This is a genomic window from Sphingomicrobium astaxanthinifaciens, assembly GCF_022865105.1.
Taxonomy (GTDB): domain Bacteria; phylum Pseudomonadota; class Alphaproteobacteria; order Sphingomonadales; family Sphingomonadaceae; genus Sphingomicrobium; species Sphingomicrobium astaxanthinifaciens.
The window spans coordinates 934,652-952,979 of the sequence record NZ_JAKNYM010000002.1; the positions used below are offsets into that span (position 1 = coordinate 934,652).

General features: G+C 69.7%; 22 protein-coding genes. 12 read left to right on the top strand and 10 right to left on the bottom strand.

The window, feature by feature from the left end:
* Positions 1 to 47 precede the first annotated feature (47 nt).
* Together epsC and L8951_RS08555 are read left to right on the top strand one after the other, a co-directional pair.
* Positions 48 to 737 (top strand): serine O-acetyltransferase EpsC, encoded by a 690-nt coding sequence (gene epsC, locus L8951_RS08550; protein WP_244382576.1) that lies wholly within the window; start codon positions 48 to 50, stop codon positions 735 to 737.
* Positions 734 to 1,069, top strand: a complete 336-nt coding sequence (locus L8951_RS08555) for a DUF2794 domain-containing protein (RefSeq protein ID WP_244382577.1) — start codon at positions 734 to 736, stop codon at positions 1,067 to 1,069. Before epsC ends, L8951_RS08555 begins: the two co-directional genes overlap by 4 nt.
* Here the strand turns inward: L8951_RS08555 and L8951_RS08560 are convergent.
* Together L8951_RS08560 and L8951_RS08565 are read right to left on the bottom strand one after the other, a co-directional pair.
* A complete protein-coding gene (locus L8951_RS08560; RefSeq protein ID WP_244382578.1) occupies positions 1,047 to 2,174 on the bottom strand; it encodes a hypothetical protein in 1,128 nt (375 codons plus the stop codon). The two genes, L8951_RS08555 and L8951_RS08560, sit on opposite strands and share 23 nt — an antisense overlap.
* Positions 2,175 to 2,317: 143 nt before the next feature.
* Complete coding sequence (locus L8951_RS08565; RefSeq protein ID WP_244382580.1) at positions 2,318 to 2,662, bottom strand: glycine zipper 2TM domain-containing protein; 345 nt, start codon at positions 2,660 to 2,662, stop codon at positions 2,318 to 2,320.
* A gap of 143 nt (positions 2,663 to 2,805) precedes the next feature.
* Here L8951_RS08565 and L8951_RS08570 point away from each other — a divergent pair, with 143 nt between their 5' ends.
* Together L8951_RS08570 and L8951_RS08575 are read left to right on the top strand one after the other, a co-directional pair.
* Entirely contained in the window at positions 2,806 to 3,414 is a 609-nt protein-coding gene (locus L8951_RS08570; protein WP_244382581.1) for an SOS response-associated peptidase, read from the top strand.
* A 14-nt stretch (positions 3,415 to 3,428) separates the two neighbouring features.
* Positions 3,429 to 3,917, top strand: coding sequence for a hypothetical protein (locus tag L8951_RS08575; RefSeq protein WP_244382582.1), 489 nt, complete (start codon positions 3,429 to 3,431; stop codon positions 3,915 to 3,917).
* On the opposite strand, the gene rsmD is transcribed toward L8951_RS08575, so the two are convergent.
* Together rsmD and L8951_RS08585 are read right to left on the bottom strand one after the other, a co-directional pair.
* Positions 3,897 to 4,442, bottom strand: coding sequence for a 16S rRNA (guanine(966)-N(2))-methyltransferase RsmD (rsmD, locus tag L8951_RS08580; protein ID WP_244382583.1), 546 nt, complete (start codon positions 4,440 to 4,442; stop codon positions 3,897 to 3,899). The genes L8951_RS08575 and rsmD overlap by 21 nt on opposite strands.
* The gene (locus L8951_RS08585) at positions 4,439 to 5,137 is read right to left on the bottom strand and encodes a pseudouridine synthase (protein WP_244382585.1); all 699 of its coding nucleotides are present in this window, start codon (positions 5,135 to 5,137) and stop codon (positions 4,439 to 4,441) included. Before L8951_RS08585 ends, rsmD begins: the two co-directional genes overlap by 4 nt.
* A 121-nt stretch (positions 5,138 to 5,258) precedes the next feature.
* Here L8951_RS08585 and L8951_RS08590 point away from each other — a divergent pair, with 121 nt between their 5' ends.
* Positions 5,259 to 5,708 carry a response regulator gene (locus L8951_RS08590; protein WP_244382587.1) on the top strand — a complete coding sequence of 150 codons (450 nt, stop codon included), beginning with the start codon at positions 5,259 to 5,261 and terminating at the stop codon, positions 5,706 to 5,708.
* Here L8951_RS08590 and L8951_RS08595 read toward each other — a convergent pair.
* Positions 5,693 to 6,856, bottom strand: coding sequence for an aromatic ring-hydroxylating oxygenase subunit alpha (locus L8951_RS08595; RefSeq protein ID WP_244382588.1), 1,164 nt, complete (start codon positions 6,854 to 6,856; stop codon positions 5,693 to 5,695). The genes L8951_RS08590 and L8951_RS08595 overlap by 16 nt on opposite strands.
* Before the next feature lie 116 nt (positions 6,857 to 6,972).
* Here L8951_RS08595 and L8951_RS08600 point away from each other — a divergent pair, with 116 nt between their 5' ends.
* On the top strand, positions 6,973 to 8,679 hold the full coding sequence (locus L8951_RS08600; RefSeq protein ID WP_244382590.1) for an MFS transporter: 1,707 nt from the start codon (positions 6,973 to 6,975) through the stop codon (positions 8,677 to 8,679).
* On the opposite strand, the gene L8951_RS08605 is transcribed toward L8951_RS08600, so the two are convergent.
* The 4 genes from L8951_RS08605 to L8951_RS08620 all read right to left on the bottom strand — a co-directional run bounded on the left by L8951_RS08605 (position 8,676) and on the right by L8951_RS08620 (position 11,927).
* A complete protein-coding gene (locus tag L8951_RS08605) occupies positions 8,676 to 9,986 on the bottom strand; it encodes a bifunctional folylpolyglutamate synthase/dihydrofolate synthase (RefSeq protein WP_244382592.1) in 1,311 nt (436 codons plus the stop codon). The two genes, L8951_RS08600 and L8951_RS08605, sit on opposite strands and share 4 nt — an antisense overlap.
* Positions 9,987 to 10,002: 16 nt before the next feature.
* A complete protein-coding gene (accD, locus tag L8951_RS08610; RefSeq protein ID WP_244382594.1) occupies positions 10,003 to 10,857 on the bottom strand; it encodes an acetyl-CoA carboxylase, carboxyltransferase subunit beta in 855 nt (284 codons plus the stop codon).
* Positions 10,858 to 10,918: 61 nt separating this feature from the next.
* On the bottom strand, positions 10,919 to 11,596 hold the full coding sequence (pyrF, locus tag L8951_RS08615; protein WP_244382595.1) for an orotidine-5'-phosphate decarboxylase: 678 nt from the start codon (positions 11,594 to 11,596) through the stop codon (positions 10,919 to 10,921).
* Positions 11,597 to 11,609: 13 nt separating this feature from the next.
* Positions 11,610 to 11,927 (bottom strand): hypothetical protein, encoded by a 318-nt coding sequence (locus tag L8951_RS08620; protein ID WP_244382596.1) that lies wholly within the window; start codon positions 11,925 to 11,927, stop codon positions 11,610 to 11,612.
* Between the two features lie 181 nt (positions 11,928 to 12,108).
* Between L8951_RS08620 and L8951_RS08625 the strand changes: the two genes are divergently transcribed.
* The 6 genes from L8951_RS08625 (at position 12,109) to L8951_RS08650 (ending at position 15,988) form a co-directional block, all read left to right on the top strand.
* Positions 12,109 to 13,320 (top strand): serine hydrolase domain-containing protein, encoded by a 1,212-nt coding sequence (locus tag L8951_RS08625; protein WP_244382598.1) that lies wholly within the window; start codon positions 12,109 to 12,111, stop codon positions 13,318 to 13,320.
* 30 nt (positions 13,321 to 13,350) lie between these two features.
* Entirely contained in the window at positions 13,351 to 14,298 is a 948-nt protein-coding gene (locus tag L8951_RS08630) for a L,D-transpeptidase family protein (RefSeq protein ID WP_244382599.1), read from the top strand.
* A 288-nt stretch (positions 14,299 to 14,586) separates the two neighbouring features.
* The gene (locus L8951_RS08635) at positions 14,587 to 14,811 is read left to right on the top strand and encodes a hypothetical protein (protein WP_244382600.1); all 225 of its coding nucleotides are present in this window, start codon (positions 14,587 to 14,589) and stop codon (positions 14,809 to 14,811) included.
* A gap of 138 nt (positions 14,812 to 14,949) precedes the next feature.
* A complete protein-coding gene (locus tag L8951_RS08640; protein WP_244382601.1) occupies positions 14,950 to 15,330 on the top strand; it encodes a hypothetical protein in 381 nt (126 codons plus the stop codon).
* Between the two features lie 87 nt (positions 15,331 to 15,417).
* Positions 15,418 to 15,612 carry a hypothetical protein gene (locus L8951_RS08645; RefSeq protein ID WP_244382602.1) on the top strand — a complete coding sequence of 65 codons (195 nt, stop codon included), beginning with the start codon at positions 15,418 to 15,420 and terminating at the stop codon, positions 15,610 to 15,612.
* 169 nt (positions 15,613 to 15,781) lie between these two features.
* Positions 15,782 to 15,988 carry a cold-shock protein gene (locus L8951_RS08650; protein WP_244382603.1) on the top strand — a complete coding sequence of 69 codons (207 nt, stop codon included), beginning with the start codon at positions 15,782 to 15,784 and terminating at the stop codon, positions 15,986 to 15,988.
* Positions 15,989 to 16,093: 105 nt separating this feature from the next.
* On the opposite strand, the gene L8951_RS08655 is transcribed toward L8951_RS08650, so the two are convergent.
* Positions 16,094 to 18,313, bottom strand: a complete 2,220-nt coding sequence (locus L8951_RS08655) for a CHASE domain-containing protein (protein ID WP_244382604.1) — start codon at positions 18,311 to 18,313, stop codon at positions 16,094 to 16,096.
* Positions 18,314 to 18,328: the final 15 nt, after the last annotated feature.

Below are 18,328 nucleotides of genomic sequence, written 5' to 3' on the forward strand. Positions count from 1 at the left end.
GGGCGCAGCGCCCCCTACATTGACCCGAGCAACAGGAGACTTCGGCCTTGCTCAACGGCCTCATCGACTATCTCGACAGCATCAAGCAGCGCGATCCCGCGGCGCGCAGCCGCTGGGAGGTGCTGTTCTATCCGGGCGTCTGGGCGCTCGGGCTGCACCGCGCCGCACACTGGCTGTGGGGCGGCAAGCTGTATTTCCTCGCGCGCATGACCAACCATTTCGCCCGCTTCCTCACCGGGATCGACATCCACCCCGGCGCGCGCGTCGGGCGCCACCTGTTCATCGACCATGGCTTCACCGTGATCGGCGAGACCGCGCAGATCGGCAACGGGGTCACCATCTACCAGTGCGTGACGCTGGGCGGGACCAACCCGTTCGAGGGGGTCGGTGGCAAACGCCATCCCACGCTCGAGGACGGGGTGGTGATCGGCTCGGGCGCGCAGGTGCTGGGCCCGATCACGATCGGCAAGGGGGCGCGGATCGGCGCCAATGCGGTGGTCACCCGCGAGGTGCCCGAGGGCGCCACGATGGTCGGTCCGGTGGCGCGCCCGATCCCGGTCAAGGCCGAGCAGGCGGGCGGGTTCATGCCCTATGGCACACCGTGCGAGGAACTGACCGATCCGGTGCAGCAGAAGCTGTGCCAGATGGAGCGCGAGATCAAGCAGCTGCGCAGCGAACTGGCGTCGCGCGAGGCCAAGCCCGCGACCAAGGATGACGGGAAAAGCCGCCGCGCATGAGCGTGGTCACGCCCTTCCCGCGCCACGGCGGCCAGGTCGGCTGGGAACGGCTCGAATTCCTGACCATCATCGACCTCTACGGGCGGATGGTCGCGGCCGGGCACTGGCGCGACTATGCGATCCGGATGGACCGCGACGTGGCCGTCTTCGCGGCGTTTCGCAGGGCCGCCGAGCGCCCCGAGATCAGAATCGAGAAACGCCCCGCGCTGCGTCAGCGACAGGGCGTCTATGCGCTGCTCGGCGAGCAGGGGCAGGTGCTCAAACGGGGCCGGGAGTTGAAGAACGTCCTGGCCCCGATCGAGCGCCGCCTCATGCGGCTGGTTCGGGACTGACCGCCGCCGGCACCGTCCCGTGAAGGTCGGGCAGGTGACGGCGCACCTTGTGCGGCAGCATCGCCACGACCTTGTGCCGGGCCTGGTGCCAGAAGGCCGAAAGCAGGAGCAGCGCCGAGCCGATCACCAGTGCGGTGAGCGCGATGTTGAGCTCGACCGCGCCGAATTCGCGGAACAGCGCGGCGAGCGCGTAGAGCACATAGGCGAGCGCGGAGACGAGCAACGCGCGGCGGTCGATCGCGATCGCCGCCAGCCCGAGCAGCAGGTAGAGGCCGATGACGAGGAAGCCCTCGCCCATCGTCGCATTGGCATCGTTGAGCGCGAGCAGCGTGAAGACCGCATGGACGATCATCGGCGCGGCCGCGAGGTGCAGCCAGAAGGCAACGTCGCTGCGCCGGGTCACCCGCGCGGGATCGGAGGCGTCCCACTTCATCGCCACCGCGAAGATGCCGAGCCCGAGCAGCAGCACCATCCACAGGATGATCGTCATCAGGCTGGTGCCCGGGACACTGTCACCGATGATCGCGGCGGTGAGGCCGAGCACGATGCCGGCGACCGCCACCGCGCCCGCGGCCACCGTGATCGGCACGCGGAAGGTGCGCCAGTGAAGCCAGGCGGCGGCCGCGGTGATCGCCGCCGCGGTGGCGGCGATGATCCCCGCACCGCGCTCCTCGAGCGTGCCGACGAGCCCCTCGGCGACGATGCCGAGCGTCATCGAGGCGGCCCAGAAGGTGCCGCCGACGAAGGCGAGCAGGAAGAGGATCGAGGGCAGCGCCATGCGCCGCTTGGCGGTGAAGTAGAGCGCCAGCCCCCAGGCGGTCAGCGCGATGGCGAGCCCCGCCAGCGGGGAGGGGCCGAAATCGCCCCCGACCTGGAAGCCGAGCTGGTCGCCGAGCCACTGCCCGATCCAGCCGACGGCGAAGAAGAGGATCGCCCCCGCGACCGCGACGAAGATGTCGTTGAAGCCGGTGATGAGGCGAAACTGTTCCTCGTCGACCAGCGACGATGAGCGTTGCTGCGCGACGAACGCGCGCAGCGCATTGGCGCTCTGCGACGTCAGCGCGCCGGCGGCGACCGCGTCGTCGAGTTCCTGTTGGCTGTACATGAACTTCCCCCCTTGCGGTTGAACGTCCCAAGGTCTGGCCCTACTGTATTAGAATGTCAATACAGCAGCCCAGTCGCGGCAAAGGCGCGCCCGGACCGTGGGGGGAGGGCCCGGGCGCGCGCCCCGCTACCGCTGCTCAGGGATCAGCGGCAGCGATAGCTGTTGCGGTTGACGACCTTCTGGTCGATCGCCTTGCCGAGCAGCGCGCCGGCGGCGGCCCCGACGATCGTGCCCGTCGTGCGGTCGCCCTCGCTGTCGATGGCGCGGCCGAGCAGCACCCCGCCCGCGGCGCCGACGATCAGCCCGGTGGTGCCGTCCGACTTCTTGCAGCGATAGCGCCCGCGCTGGTCGAGCCAGACGTCGCCGTCATAGCCGGCGATGCGCTGGTGCCCGTGGTGATGCCGCTTGGGATGCGCGAGCGCGGGGGTGGGCGCGAGGCTCGGCGCGACGAGGCTGGTGGCGACGAGCATGATGGTGAGACGCGACATGGGGTCCTCCTTGGCGTTCGGTTGGACGGCGGGGGTGCGCCCGCCAAGGTGAACCGCGGGCAACGAGCCGGCGCGGTTAACGGTTACCGCGAGGGCTTTACGACGAGCCGCCAGCAGCGCAGCGTCGAGCCGAAGGAGGCCGCATGTGCAATCTCTATCGGATGACCGCGAGCGTGGACGAAATGAAGCAGCTGTTCGGCAGCTTCGCGGGCGAGCGCGCCAACCTCGCCCCGCGCGAGGAAATCTTCCCCAAATATGCCGCGCCGGTGCTGCGGCGCGACGTGGACGGGCTCGCGCTCGAGGAGATGGAGTGGGGTTTTCCCGGCCCCAAGGCGGCGGGCGGGCGGCCGGTGACCAACGTGCGCAACCTTGCCTCGCCCTTCTGGCGCTCGGCGCTCGCCAATCCCGAGCGGCGCTGCCTCGTGCCCGTCACCCGTTTTTCCGAATGGAGCCAGGAACCCGACCCCGCGACGGGGCGCAAGGTCAAGCACTGGTTCGGGCTCGCCGCGCGCGGGGAGGGGGATCGCGACGCGCCCTTCGCCTTCGCGGGGCTGTGGCGGCCGGGGGAGGAGCGGTCCTATTACGCCTTCCTCACCTGCCCCCCCAACGCGATGGTCGGCGCGGTGCATCCCAAGGCGATGCCGGTGATGCTCGACCCGCGAGATTACGACCGATGGCTGCACGGCAGCACCGAGGAGGCGTGCGCGCTGGCGCGCCCCTATCCCGATGACAAGATGACGCAATTCGCCTGAGAAAGGACCAAGACGTGGCCAAGAAGAAGGACAAGAAGGACGCGATCGTCGAGGAGGCCGAGGCGCAGGCGCGCGCGGCCAAGGACGGCAAGAAGAAGAAGAAGGCCAAGAAGGCCAAGAAGGCCAAGAAGGTGGCCAAGCCCAAGCCCGATCCCGAGGTGCGCGTCGCCGAGCGGATCGACGCCGAGTTCGAGGAGGCCGCGCCCGCGGACGAGGAGAAGAAGGCGAGCAAGGTCGACGAAGGCCTCGAGGCGATCGGCAAGCTGATTGACCATCCGCTGGTCGCCGATATCGTCGCCGCGGGCGCGGTGGCGGCGGTGGCCAGCCTCGCCGAGCGGCAGGTGACCAAGGCCAAGGGCTCGAGCAGCGGCTCGAAGGAGACGCTCAAGTTCGCGGGCAAGGCGGCGGCGGCGGCGATGGGCAAGCGCTTCATGGCCGAGATGGAGGCCGCCAAGGCCAAGGCGGCGACGAAGAAGAAGGGGTCAGGGGGCGAAGAAGAGTAAGGACAGGCGCGCGCGTCCGACCTTGCGCTCCTTGGCGAGCGTGAAGGGGCCGGGCGCGACCGGCTCCTTGGCGTCGGTCTCGATCGCAAGCCATCCGCCGGGGGCGAGCCAGCCGGCGCGCGCCACCGCCTCGATCACCGCATCGCCGCTGCCCTTGGCGTAGGGCGGGTCGGCAAGGACGACGTCGAAGGGGCGCACGGGCGCGGGCAGCGCCAGCGCCGAGGTGCCGAGGACGCTCGCCCGCGCCGCGAGGTCGAAGGTGCGCAGATTGGCCTCGATCGCCTGCCGCGCGGCCGGATCGCTGTCGACGAAGGTGGCGTGCGCCGCGCCGCGCGACAGCGCCTCGAGCCCGAGCGCGCCCGAGCCCGCGAACAGGTCGGCGACCTGCAGCTCGCCAAAGCCGCCGATGCGGCTGGTCAGCATCGAGAACAGCGTCTCGCGCGCCCGGTCGCTGGTGGGGCGGGTCGAGCGGCCCGGGGGCGCCGCCAGCGGGCGTCCGCGATACTGGCCGGCGATGATCCTCACAGCTTGTCCCGGAAGTCGCGGATCGTGTCGCGGTCGATCTCGGCCAGCCGGCCCTTGTCGAGCCCCTCCACCGTGAAGGGGCCGTAGGCGGTGCGGATGAGACGCGAGACTTCCATCCCGAGATGTTCGAGGACGCGGCGGACCTCGCGGTTCTTGCCCTCGGTCAGGGTCATCTCGATCCACTGGTTGTCGCCCTTCGAGCGTTCGAGATTGGCGTCGATCGACCCGTAGCGCACCCCGTCGATCTCGATCCCCTCGGCCAGCTCCTCGAGCTGGTCCTGCCGCACATGGCCGAAGGCGCGCGCCCGATAGGTGCGCGGGACCGCATTGGCGGGCAGTTCGAGCGCGCGCTTGAATTCGCCGTCGTTGGTGAGGAGGAGGAGCCCCTCGGTATTGTAGTCGAGCCGCCCCACGGGCATCAGCCGGGGCAGCTTGCCGTCCTTGGGCAGCGCGTCGTAGATGGTGCGCCGCCCCTTGGGGTCGCGCGCCGCGGTCAGGCAGCCGCGCGGCTTGTAGAAGGCGAACAGGCGGGTCTGTTCGGTGCGCTGCACCGGCTGGCCGTCGACCGTGACGCCGCGCAGGTTCCTGACCAACGTGGCGGGCGTGTCGAGCGTCTTGCCGTCGATGGCGATGCGCCCCTCGCCGATCATCCGTTCGACCTCGCGGCGCGAGGCGACCCCCGCGCGGGCGAGCAACTTGGCGATACGCTGCTCCGCGCGCGGGGGCGCGGAGCGGGCGGATGCGGCGCGCGAGGAATTGGGCGCGGGCTTCGCGGAACCGGTACGGGGCTTCCGGCGCTTGTCATTTGATGGCGTCATGCCGCTCTCTCTAGGGGTCAACATCCTGTTCGGAAAGTCAAAGCGCGCGATTTCCCGCATCCTGGTCGTCGAGGACGAACCGCTGACCGCGTTCGACAACGAGCAGCGGCTCGAACGGCTCGGCTATGTCGTGGTCGGCACGCGCGACAATTACGAGGACGCGCGGCGCGACATGGAGTTCGAGACGGTCGATCTCGTCCTCGCCGATATCCAGTTGGCGGGCGAGAAGAGCGGGATCGATGTCGCGCGCGTCGCCAGCGACAAGGGCATTCCCGTGCTCTTCGCCACCGGCAACCCGCCCGAGGAATGCCGCAGCTTCGCGCTCGGCAGCCTCGTCAAGCCCTATACGGATCGCCAGCTGAAGGATGCGATCGCGGCGATCGACGCGCTCGTCGGCGGGCGCCGCTTCAAGGCGGTGAAGGGGCTCAAGCTCTACGTCACCCCCTGAGCGAGCCGCGCGTCGCACTCGGCGTGGAAGATCGCCACCCCGGTCTCGAGCGTGCCCAGCAGCATCGTGTCGCGATGCCCCGTCTCGACCCCGCGCTGGCACAGCGCGGCCGCGCGGAAGTCCTCGCCCGCGAAGGTGTGCCCGTCGAGCAGCTCCCAGCTTTTCTGCCAGCGCGGGCGCATCGCCTCGGGGTCGACCTCGCGCTCGCCCGGCACCAGCATGAAATTCTCCACCCGGCAGCGTCCCGCGCCGCACGGATGGACGACGAGCACGTTGACATAGTCGGGGCTGACGATGACGACCGTGTTGGGAAAGACCTGGTAGGTAAAGGTCATCACCTCGCGCACGGCGGACCAGTCGTCGAGGTCGACCTCGCTGGCATGGTCGGTGCGGCCGACGATGAAGCGCTGGTGCGGGCCGATGCGGTCGGCCACGCTCACGCCGTCGGCGAAATAGTCGCCGATCGAGCGGGCGTGGAGCCGCTTGACGTGATAGCCCTCGCAAAAGGCGTCGACGACCATCTTCCAGTCGGCCTCGACCGCGTGGGTGGCGCGCGCGAACACCGCTATGTCGCCCAGCCCGATGGCGTCGAGTTCGGGGCCGAGCGGTTCGATTTCGGAAAAATCGGGCGGCGCGTCGGGATTGCCGATGAACCAGATTAGCCCGCCATGTTCGGCGACCGGATAGGCGGTGAGCGACTGCCCGTCCTTGCAGAACCCCGGGAAGCTGTCGGGGCGCGGCAGCGCGCGTAGCGCACCGTCGGGGGTGTAGGTCCAGGCATGATAGGGGCAGATGATCTTCTTGGCCGGGTGGACGCCCGGTTCCTCGACGAGCCGCGTGGCGCGGTGGAGGCAGCTGTTGGCGAGGACATGCGCCTTGCCCTCGGCATCGCGGGTGACGATGAGGTCGAGCCCGGTGAGGTCGTGCCGCACCAGCTCGTTGGTGCCGATGAGCGAGGAGGGGCAGAGCGCGGTGGGAAAGCCACGGAAAAAGGTCTCGCGCTCGCGGGCGTGCCGCTCGGGATCGGTGTAGCGCGAGGTCTCGAGCCGGTGCACCTGCTCGCCGAGGAAATGGTCGCCGCGCTGCATCGCCTCGGCCAGCTGGCGCTGGCCGGGGGTCATGGTGGAGGCGCGGCGGGGCAGGTCCATGCGGCGAAGAGTGCGCCTCGCGCGCCCGGCAATCAAGTCAGCGCCGGTTCAGCCCCTTTTCCGCAGCGTCGCGCCCCTCTAGCGTACCCCCCGCATAGCCCGATGAAGGACGAAGTATGGCCGACGACTCGACGACCAAGCCCGGTTGGGGCGAGCTGCTGCGCTCGCTGCGGCAGAAGAAGACGGTCTACATGCTGCTGTTCGGCTTTGCCGCGGGGCTGCCCTATTCGCTCGTCCTCGGCACGCTCTACGCCTGGCTGAGCGAGGCCAAGGTCGATCTCGAGACGATGGGGGTCTTCTCGCTCATCGGGCTGGCCTATGCCTTCAAGTTCCTCTGGTCGCCCGCGCTCGATCGCCTCGACCTGCCGCTCCTCAAGCGGCTCGGGCATCGCAAGCAATGGATCGTGACCGCGCAGATCCTGATCGGCATCTGCCTCATCACCCTGTCGCTGCTCGACCCCAAGTCGCAGCTCGGGCTGTTCAGCCTGCTCGCGGGGCTCGTCGCCTTCTCCTCGGCCACGCAGGACGTGGTGATCGATGCGTGGCGCGTCGATGTCGCCGACGAGGTCGCGACCATCGACATCCTCTCGACCATCTACCAGATGGGCTATCGGCTCGCCGCGCTGGCGGGGGGGGCGCTGGCGCTGATCGTCGCGGCACGGATCGGCTGGCCCGAGACCTATGCGATCTTCGGCGCGACGATCTTCGTGATCGGACTGGCGGGGATCCGCGCCCCCGACGCGCGGCGCACCACCGACCAGATCGAAGCGGCGAGCGAGGAACTCAACGCGCTGCGGCTGCCCGGCCAGCTGACCCCGCAGGTGCGCAAGCGCGCCTTCGCCGCGATCGGCACGCTGTGGGGCGTGGCGCTCGCGCTCGTCCTCATCTTCATGGTGCGCAGCCTCAATTCGGACGCCGAGGCGCGCAACCAGTCGGTCGAGTGGATCACCCAGCAGGGGCCGATCATCCTGCTCGCGACGATCGTCATTCCCGGGATGATCGCCGCCTGGCTGGTGCACCAGCAAAAGACCGGCCGGAACGTCCTGTCCGAGCCCACTCCCGCGACCAGTGCGGGCGAGCGGGCGATCGACTTCGGCTATCGCGCGCTGGTGTTGCCGCTGACCGAGATCATCGGGCGGCTGGGCTCGGCGGCGATCCTCGTCATCGCGCTGATCCTCACCTACCGCATCTGCGACGCGATCTGGGGCAGCTTTGCCTATCCCTTCTATCTCGGCGAACTTCAGTACACCAACGACGAGGTCGCGGTGGCGTCGAAATTCTTCGGGGTCGGCGCGCTGCTCGTCGGGCTGGCGATCGGCGGCGCGCTCTTGACGCTGATCGGGCGGATGGCGGCGCTGACCTTCGGCGCGCTGATCGCGGCGCTCACCAACCTGCTCTACGCCGACCTCGCGATCGGCGGGGCGCGGATGCAGGCGGTGGCCGATGCGAGCGGCTTTACCTGGATCGTCTCCAACCTCGGGGGCGATGCGCGGCTCGCCAAGCTGATGATCACCATCGCGGGCGAGAACCTCGCGGTCGGGATCGCCGGCGCGGCGTTCGTCGCCTATCTCTCGAGCATCGTCGCCAAGGGCTATAGCGCGGTGCAATATGCGCTCCTGTCGAGCCTCGCGCTGCTGGTCGGCACCTTGGGGCGCGCGCCGCTGGGGCAGCTGATCGAGGAGCTGGGCTATTACACCGTCTTCCTCATCACCACCGCGATCGGCGGGGTGGCGGTGGTGCTGTGCCTGATGGAATGGGCGCGCCAGCGTCGCCTCGGGCTGGCCGACCAGAACGCGCCGCCGCCCGAGGTCGAATTCGCTTAAGCCGGAGGCGTGCCGTTGGCGGCGAGGAAGGCGCCCGCGAGGTAGAGCGAGCCCATCACCAGCACGGTGTCGCCGGGGAGCGCCCGCGCGGCGACCCGGTCGAGGGCATCGGCAAGATCGGCCGCCGGCGCGCTGTCGGTGCCGTCGATCATCGCCGCCAGCGCGGCGGGCTGGTGATGGTCGTGGCCGGGGACGGGGAGCGCGGTGAAGCTCGCCATTTGCCCGATGAAGGGCGAGAAGAGCGCGAGCGGGTCGCGGTTGGCGAGCACCCCGGCGACGAGATGCACCCGGTTGCCCGCTAGCGCCCGCGCCACCGCCAGCGCCGCCTCGCGGTTGTGCGCGCCATCGAGGAGGAGCGCGACGTCACCGGGAAGCCGCGCGCGCAGCTTGCCTTCCTCGATTCGCTGGAGCCGCGCGGGCCAGTCGGCCCAGCGAGTCATCGGCGCCAGCGAGGGCCAATCGAGGTCGAGCGCCTCTTGGTAATCGAGCATCGCCAGCGCGAGGCCGGCATTGCCAAGCTGGTGCGGTCCGACGAGGCGGGGGTGGGGAAGGGCAAGGCTGCGCCGGCCTTCATAATGCAGCCCCGCATCGACCGATGCGATCGACCAGTCGCGGTCCTGCACCAGCAAGCGCGCGCCCACCGCCGCCGCGACGTCGGCGATGCGCTCGAGCGCAGCCGGCGGCTGGCGCTGGACGGCGAGCGGGACGCCGGGCTTGGCGATCCCGGCTTTTTCGCCTGCGATCTCGGGCAGCGTCGCGCCGAGCCAGCGCTGGTGGTCGAGCCCCAGCGCGGCAATGCCGCAGGCGGCGGGGCGGGCGACGACATTGGTTGCATCGAGACGCCCGCCCATGCCGACCTCGAGCAGCAGCGCGTCGGCGGGGGCGCGCGAGAAAGCGAGCATCGCGGCGGCGGTGGTGGCTTCAAAGAAACTGGGCGACAGCCCCTCGGCCTCGACCGTATCGAGCACCCCTTCGAGCAGCGGGGCGAGCGCGGCGTCGGCGATCAGCGTGCCGCCGAGCCGGATCCGTTCGTTGAAACGCACGAGGTGCGGGCTGGTGAAGACGTGGACGCGCTTGCCCGCCGCTTCGAGCCCGGCGCGCGCGAAGGCGATGGTCGACCCCTTGCCGTTGGTCCCGGCGACATGGAAGACGGGGGGCAGCGAACGCTCGGGATGGCCGAGCGCGCCGAGCAATGTCTCGACGGGTTCGAGATATTGCCCGTCGCGCTCACCCCCGTGGCCGAGCGCTTCCACACGGTCGAGCTGGGCTTGCACCGCCGGATCGTCCGACCGCGCCCCATCCTTCATCGGGACGCGGCCTGCATCAGGCCGCGTCGGACTCTTGCGGCGCGAGATAGCCGACCAGCGTGGCCAGCCGGTCCTTCAGCTGGTGGCGATGCACGACCATGTCGAGCATGCCGTGATCGAGCAGATATTCGGCGCGCTGGAAGCCTTCGGGAAGCTTCTCGCGGATGGTCTGCTCGATGACGCGTTGCCCGGCAAAGCCGATGAGCGCGCCGGGTTCGGCGATCTGCACGTCGCCGAGCATCGCATAGCTCGCGGTCACCCCGCCCGTGGTCGGGTCGGTGAGGACGACGATGTAGGGCAGCCCCGCCTCGCGCAGTTCGGCGAGCGCGACGGTGGTCTTGGGCATCTGCATCAGGCTGAGGATGCCTTCCTGCATCCGCGCCCCGCCCGCCGCGGTGAAGAGGATATAGGGCACGCCGCGCTCGATCGCGGTGCGGATCCCGGCGACGATCGCGGCGCCGACCGCGATCCCCATCGAGCCCCCCATGAAGGCGAAGTCCTGGACCCCGACGACGGCGGGCATCCCGCCGATCCGGCCGAAGGCATTGATCAGCGCATCGCGCTCGCCCGTCTTGGCGCGCGCCTGCTTCATCCGCTCGGTATATTTCTTGCTGTCGCGAAACTTGAGCGGATCCTCGCGGACCTCGGGGGCGGGGAGGCGTTCGGGGGGCGCATCGAACAGCTGCGCGAAGCGTTCCTCGACGCCGATCCGGTCGTGATGGTCGCACCGCGGGCAGACGTGGAGATTCTCGGCCCACTCCTTGGCGAAGATCATGCTCTCGCACTTCTTGCACTTGTGCCACAGCGCATCCTCGCTCTGACGCTTGGGCAGGAAGGGAATGCCGTTACGGACGCGGTCGATCCAGCTCATTGTCCACCTCTCAACATTTGCGCTGCTGCTACTGGCCCGCGCGCGGCCTGTCCAGCACCGGCTAGAGGTCGCGCGCGATGTCGGCGATCGCGGCCTGCGGATCGGCGGCGGCGGTCACCGGGCGCCCGATGACCAGCACCGAGGCCCCGTCGTCGATCGCCTCGCGCGGGGTGACGACACGCTTCTGGTCGCCGCGCGGGCTCGACCCCGCCGGGCGCACCCCCGGGACGACGAGATGCCCGTCGGGCCATTTGGCGCGCATCGCCTTCACCTCGAGCCCCGAACAGACGATGCCGTCGAGCCCGGCCTCGCGCGCCAGATCGGTCATGCGATCGACGAAGTCGGCGGGGGTGCTCGCGATCCCCGCGCGATCGAGGTCGGGCTGGTCGAGGCTGGTCAGCATGGTCACCGCGACGACCTTGGTGACGTCGGGGGCGGCGGCCTTGGCGGCGCGCAGCATCTCGAGCCCGCCGGCGGCGTGGACGGTGAGGAGCCGCGGCCGCAGCGGCGCGATCGCCTCGACCGCCTTGCCGACGGTGTTGGGAATGTCGTGCAGCTTGAGGTCGAGGAAGATCGGCAGCCCGCGTTCCTTGAGCCGCTTCACCCCGTCGCCGCCCTGCGCGTTGAAGAACTCGAGCCCGAGCTTGAGCCCGGCGGCGTGCGCGCGCACCGCCACCGCGAGATTTTGCGCGGTGTCGAGGCGCGGGGTGTCGATGGCGACGAAGATGGGGCTGATCATGGGCGCGGCGTCCTCAAAAGGGGCTGTCGGGTTCGGGCGGGGGGGCGGCGGGGCGCGCGGGGGCGCTGGGCGGGGTCGGCGTCGTCGGCTGCGCCTCGAGCGCGCGCTGGGCCTGGTCGATCCGGCGCCGCAACTTCCACAGCCGCGCGCGATAATAGAGGATCGGCGGCACCGCGCCGGCAAGGAAGGTGAGCGCGAACAGCAGCGGTAACTTGATCGCCATCCGCAGGTCGCCGCCAAGTTCGACCATCACGTCATGCCAGTTGGCGGTGGCGAAGATGGCGATCCCGACGGCGAGGAGCACCCACAGCAGCGTGCGCAGGAATTGCATGTCGTCCTCTCTTCCCCCTCGCGAGGGTTCCGGGTGATGCCGCGCGGGGGCGGCGGGCGATCCGCTAACCCGTCGGCGGCACGATCGCTCGTTGCGCCAGCGGCATGAACGGAGATGTCCCCCTCTTGCCTTCGTTGTCGGTACAGTCAACACAGCGCGAAGGATGAACATACAGCCCGTCATGAAATTTTCGCTGCCTGCCCTTCTTTTCGTCTCGGTGCTCGCCGGGGGGCAGGCGTTGCGCGCCGAGGAAGCCGCGCCCGAGGCCCCGCGCGACGAGGTGCGGGTCGCGCTGCCCGCGCCGGCCGCGCTCGACCCGGCCGGGATCGACTATGTCCGGCTCGATCGCCGCCTCGAGCGGCTGGTCGAGGAACCGGGGATGGTCGGGCTCGCGGTGGGCATCGTCGAGGATGGCCGGATCGCCTTCGTAAAGGGCTATGGCGAGACGCTCGAAGACACCGACGAGCCGGTCGGGATCGACACGGTGTTCCGCTGGGCCTCGGTGTCGAAGGGGGTCGCTGGCACGATGGCGGCCAAGCTCGCCGCCGAGCGGCGGCTCAGCCTCGACCTGCCGATCTCCAACTATTCGCGCACGCTGCGCCTGCCCGAGGGCAACCAGTTCTCGGCCACGCTGCGCGATGTCCTGAGCCATCGGCTCGGCATCTGGCGCAACGCCTATGACGACCGGCTCGAGGCGGGGCAGGACCCCGACGCTATCCGCGGCCAGCTCGGCGACCTTGTCCAGATCTGCCCCGTCGGGCGGTGCTGGAGCTACCAGAATGTCGCCTTCGACAGCAGCGCCGAGGCGATCGAACGCGGCGCGGGCAAGCGCTTTGCCGAGGCGCTCGAGGAGGAACTGTTCGGGCCGCTCGGGATGCGCGATGCCACGGTCAGCCGCGAGGGGCTCGTCGGCGCCCCGAGCTGGGCGCACCCGCACAGCCGGGGCAAGCGCGAGGTGCCCGTCACCGATGCCTATTACCGGGTGCCCGCGGCGGGCGGGGTCAATTCGGACATCCTCGACCTCGCGATCTGGCTCAAGGCGCAGGTCGGCGGCTATCCCGAGATCCTTGCGCCCGAGGTGCTCGCCGAGGCGCATCGCCCGCTGATCGCCACCCCGGGCGAGGTCCGCCGCCTGCGCGACTATCGCGAGCGCCTGTCGGACGCGCGCTACGGGCTGGGCTGGCGGATCTACGATTATGCCGGGCACGAGGTCGTCGGCCACCGCGGCGGGGTCAACGGCTATCGCAGCCTGATCCTGTTCGATCCGGCGCGCGACACCGGCATCGTGGCGCTGTGGAACTCGAACAGTTCGCAACCCAACGGGGTCCAGTTCGAGCTGCTCGACATGCTCTACGGGCTCGAACCGCGCGACTGGCTCGAACTCGACGGCTGAACCTTCTGCGGAGCGGACCGTTCTTTTCGCATGACCTTTTCCAGAGTCGCCCTTGTCGGGCTTGCCGTCCTCCTTCCCGCCACCCCGCTCGCCGCGCAACCCGCCAGTGACCGATTCGAGATCGCCCCGCCCGAGGGCGTGTTCGCCGACAAGCGGCAGGAAGCCACGCTCGAGGCGCAGGTGCTGCTCGTGCGAGCGGGCCATTCGCCCGGGGTGATCGACGGCTATCCCGGCGGCAACACCAGCCGCGCGCTGCGCGCCTTCCAGCGCGCGCAGGGGCTCGAGGTGACGGGCAGCGCCGACAGCGCGACGATGGAGGCACTGCGCAAGGCGGCGGCAGATGCGCCCTTGCTTGAGCGCTATACGATCGAGGCGGCGTCGAGCGAGTTCTCCACCCCCGCCGACGGAATGGCCGAACAGGCAGAGACTGGACGCGTCGGCTATGGTTCGCTCGGCGAGAAGCTCGCTGAACAGTTCGGCATGAGCGAGGGACTGCTGCGCGCGCTCAACCCGGGCGGGCTCTCGCAGGGCACCGAGATCATCGTCGTCGCCGCCGACATGGGCGACCTGCCGGCGGTGGAACGGGTCGAGATCGACGGTGAGGACAATGAAGTGCGCGCCTACGACGCGGACGGCACGCTGGTCGCCAGCTTCCCCGCCACCGTCGGCTCGGACGAATTCCCGAGCCCGTCGGGGACAATGGAGGTGGCCGCGCTCGCGCCCGAGGCCAACTATACCTTCGACCCCTCCGACCAGGAGTGGGGCGGGGACGAGACGCTGGTCATCCCGGCCGGTCCCAACAACCCGATCGGCGGCATCTGGATCGACCTTGGCAAGGATGGTTACGGCATCCACGGGAGCCCCGATCCGGCACTGATCGGGAAGACCTCGAGCCATGGCTGCGTGCGGCTCACCAACTGGGACGCGCGCACCCTGATGAACGCGGTCAGCCCGGGCACCGTGGTCGCCTTCCAGTGACCGATTCGCGACCGCAACGAGCCCCGCGCGCGGACGAATCGCGCAAATGGAGGACTTTTGTGTTTTGCGCGCCAATCTCCTACAATGATCCCACTATTGTTCGACCGTCTCCATACGCTCGGCCTCGCGCCATCCGGCCGCTTCGCGGCGTGGAGATGATTCCGGACATCCGCCCTTCGCTGCCGCCCGATTACCCCGCGAACGCCCGTTCGCCGGGTCGCTGCGACTGACGCCAACCCGGGACCCCCGTTCCCGCGGGCGGTCCCCCCAAGTCCGAGGAGACCCATATTGGCCCACCAGACCGAATTCCTGATCGAGCGGATGGAAGAAGAACGCGCCAAGGCCGCGGCGGCGACGCTGGACAAGGTCCGCGAACGCCACGAACGCGCCGCGCGAAGCTGGGAGAAGCTCGCCAACCGGGCCATCGCTGCGGACAAGCTGCGCGTCGCCGAGGAGGCGCGCAAGGCCGAGATGCGTGCCGAGCAAGACACGCAGATGCCGATGCCCGCCTGAGCGGTACGCCCCTTCAGGGACAGGGAGGCGCGGGCGCGAGCCCGCGCCTTTCTTGTGCACCCGATCGCGCCGCCGGATGCGCCGCGCTACTGACAAACATCTTCACATATGTTAAGACGCGGTCGTTCGGAGGCGATCATGCAGGGATCACGTCTGGTCGATTTTTGCACCAAGGAAGCGGCGGCGCGGCTGGTCGCGAACGCGTCCCCCGCGCCGTTCGGTGCGATGCTCGATGCGGGCGGCGGGCCGCACGGCCTCGAGGGCGACGCCCCGCTCGAGGCGTTGCGCGCCGAGATGGAGGCGCTGATGGCCAATGGCGTGGTCCGCGCCACCGCGATCACCGAGGTGCTGCCGCAGGGCAGCGAGCGTGGCACCATCCGGGTGCAGATGACGTGGGGCCGCGAGGGGCTCGTGGTCACCGTGCCCTATTACCGCTTTCGCGAGGGTCTTTTCTGGGGCCGGCACCAGGTCCGGCTCGGCGAACCGCTAGTCGAGGAGCCACGCGCCGCCGCCGGCTGACGATCTTCCCATGATCGTTGCAGCCTCGCGTCAGGATCGTTGAGCGGCGACACGCTAGACACGGGGGCGAACACAGGGAGACGCCCCATGCGACTTCTCGTCAACATCCTCTTCCTCGCCGCCGCGGCGATCTCGCTGCCATGGCTGCTCGACGGCTATCGCGGTTCCTCGCAGAGCGCCGCCGCGTTCGAACCCGGCGCCGCAGGCTTCTGCCAGCTGAGCTATGACCAGATCGCCGCGGGCGAGGACTGCCGCGCTTCGCAGCCTGCCGCCGCGCGCTAGGCGGAGCGCGGGACTTGTCGCCGCGCGCGGGGTGCCCTATGGAGCGAGGGCTACCAGTTGCCGTTCTGGAATCTTTGGGCCTCCACCAAGCGCCCTCATCTTCCTCATCGCCGATTTCTAGCAGGACCGCCGGGGCGATAGGCGCGCCGGCAAGACAGGAAGATTTTCCATGACCGAAGGTACCGTCAAGTTTTTCAATGCCGACAAGGGCTATGGGTTCATCGCGCCGGACAATGGCGGCGGTGACGCGTTCGTGCACATCAGCGCGGTCGAGGCCGCGGGGCTGCGCACGCTCGACAAGGACCAGCGCGTCTCCTACGAACTCGAGGAAGACCGCCGCGGCAAGATGGCCGCGACCAAGATCGTCGCGCTCTAGGCCGATCGATCCGCCCGGTTCGCGGGCATCAAGAAGGGGCTCGCCGGCGACGGCGGGCCCCTTTCGCATGGGATGCCTCCCGCGAGGGGCGCTTCAGCAACCGGCTCAGTCGCGGTCGATCCGCTCGCGCACCGCGACCGCGAGCCGGGCGAGGCTGAACGGCTTGGGCAGCAGCGTCACGTCGCTGTCGAGCCGCTGGTCGTGGACGATCCCGTCGGGAGTGAAGCCGGTGGTGAAGAGGATCGGCACGCCCGGATGGCGCTGCGCCATCGCGTCGGCGAGCCGCCGCCCGTCCATCCGCGGCATGACCACGTCCGTGAAGACAAGATCGATGCGCCCCGCATGGTCGTCGAGCACCCCGAGCGCCTCCTTGCCGTCGGCGGCCTCGAGCACGGCATAGCCGAGCGCTTCGAAGGCGTTGCGGCTCATCTCGCGCACCGCGGCTTCGTCTTCCACCACCAGCACGGTCTCGCCGGGACGCGCCTGCGGCAGGTCCTCGCTCGCGGGCGGGCGCGGGGTCGAGGCGGTCGCCGCCTCCTCGAGCGCGCGCGGCAGGTAGAGCATGATGGTGGTGCCCACGCCCTCGGTCGAGGCGATGTCGAAATGCCCGCCCGACTGCTTGAGGAAGCCGAACACCTGGCTGAGCCCGAGCCCGGTCCCCTTGCCGACCTCCTTGGTGGTGAAGAAGGGTTCGACCGCCTTCGACTGCACCTCCGCCGACATGCCGACCCCGGTGTCGGCGATGGCGATCAGCACGAATTGGCCCTCGGGCGATCCGCCCGTCGCGCCGCGATCGCCGCGCCCGAGCTCGCGGTTGCTGGTGGTGATGGTGAGCCGTCCGCCGCCGCTCATGGCATCGCGCGCGTTGACCGCGAGGTTGACGATCGCATTTTCCAGCTGGCTGGGGTCGACGGTCACCGGCCACAGGTCGGGCGCGAGCGCGGTCTCGAGCTCGATCTGCTCGCCCAGCGTGCGCCGCAGCAGTTCGGACATCTCGGCGACGAGGCGATTGCAGTCGACGGTCTCGGGCATCAGCGTCTGGCGCCGCGAGAAGGCGAGCAGCCGCTGCGTCAGTTCGGCCGCCTTGTGGCTCCCCAGCAATGCCCGGTCGAGCGCCCTGGCGCGCCGCTCCGGGTCCTCGGTCCGTTTCGCCATGTCGAGGTTGCCGGTGATGATCGCGAGCATGTTGTTGAAGTCGTGCGCGATCCCGCCCGAGAGCTGCCCGACCGCTTCCATCTTCTGCAGGTGGCGCATCTGGGTTTCGGCCTCGCTGCGCGCAGCGGCCTCGTTGATGAGCTCCTCGTTGGCGGCCTTCAGGTCGCGGGTGCGCTTTTCGACGAGACGCTCGACCCGCAGCCGCCCGCGCTGCTGCTGGAAGCTGAGCGCGGCAAGGAGCAGCGTGAGCAGCAGCCCGAGCGCGAAGGTCTGCCAGGCGTGGCGCGCGGCGCTCGCCCCGGTGACGCCCGGCAGCGGCGACAGCCGGATCGTGAGCGGGATGCCCCCGATCTCAAGGGTCCGCTCGATCGCCTGATCGCTGACTGGCACCGCGGCCGAGCGGTGCAGCCGGTTCGCCTCGACCGGCGCGCCATCATAGACCGCGACCACGACCCCGTCCCACAAGGGCTCGTCGGTGATCGCGCCGAACAGGTCGTCGGCGCGCAGCGGGCTGTAGATCCAGCCGACGAAGAGGCGTTCGCCGTCGACCCACTGGTAGGCAGGCAAATAGAGCAGGAACCCGGCTTGCTTGTCCTCGTCGATCTCCTGCACGAGCGTGATCTTGTGGCTGAGCGCGGCCTCGCCCTGCGCGCGCGCGCGTTCCATGGCGGCGCGGCGGTTGGCCTCCGACAGCATGTCGTAGCCGAGTGCGGCGGCGTTGCGCGGATTCTGGGGCTCGAGGAAGGTGATGATCGAATAGTCGGCGCGCTCCCCCGAGGGCCAGAGCGGGCGGAAGGCGCTGGCGGCGCGATAGGCACGCGCGAGCCGGTTGGCCTCCCCGGGACCGGGCGCGTAGGCGGCGAAGCCGACGCCGAGGATCCCGGGGTTGTAGCGATCGAGTTCCTGTCCCTCGACATAGCGGCGGAATTCCTCCGCCGTCACGCGGTCCGAGGCACCGAACAGCGCGACCCCGCCGCGCAGCACCGCAGTCTGGAGCGCGAACTTGTTCTCGATCGACAAGGTGGCGCGGTCGGCGAGCCGCTCGAGCTGCTGCGTGGCATCGGCACGGCGGTCGGCCAGCGTGGTCAGCGCGGCGAAGATGGCGAGCACCATCCCGCCCGCGAGGATGAGCAAGGTCAAACCATATTCGCGTATCGCAAGACGCTGCATCACATCCCCTCGCCC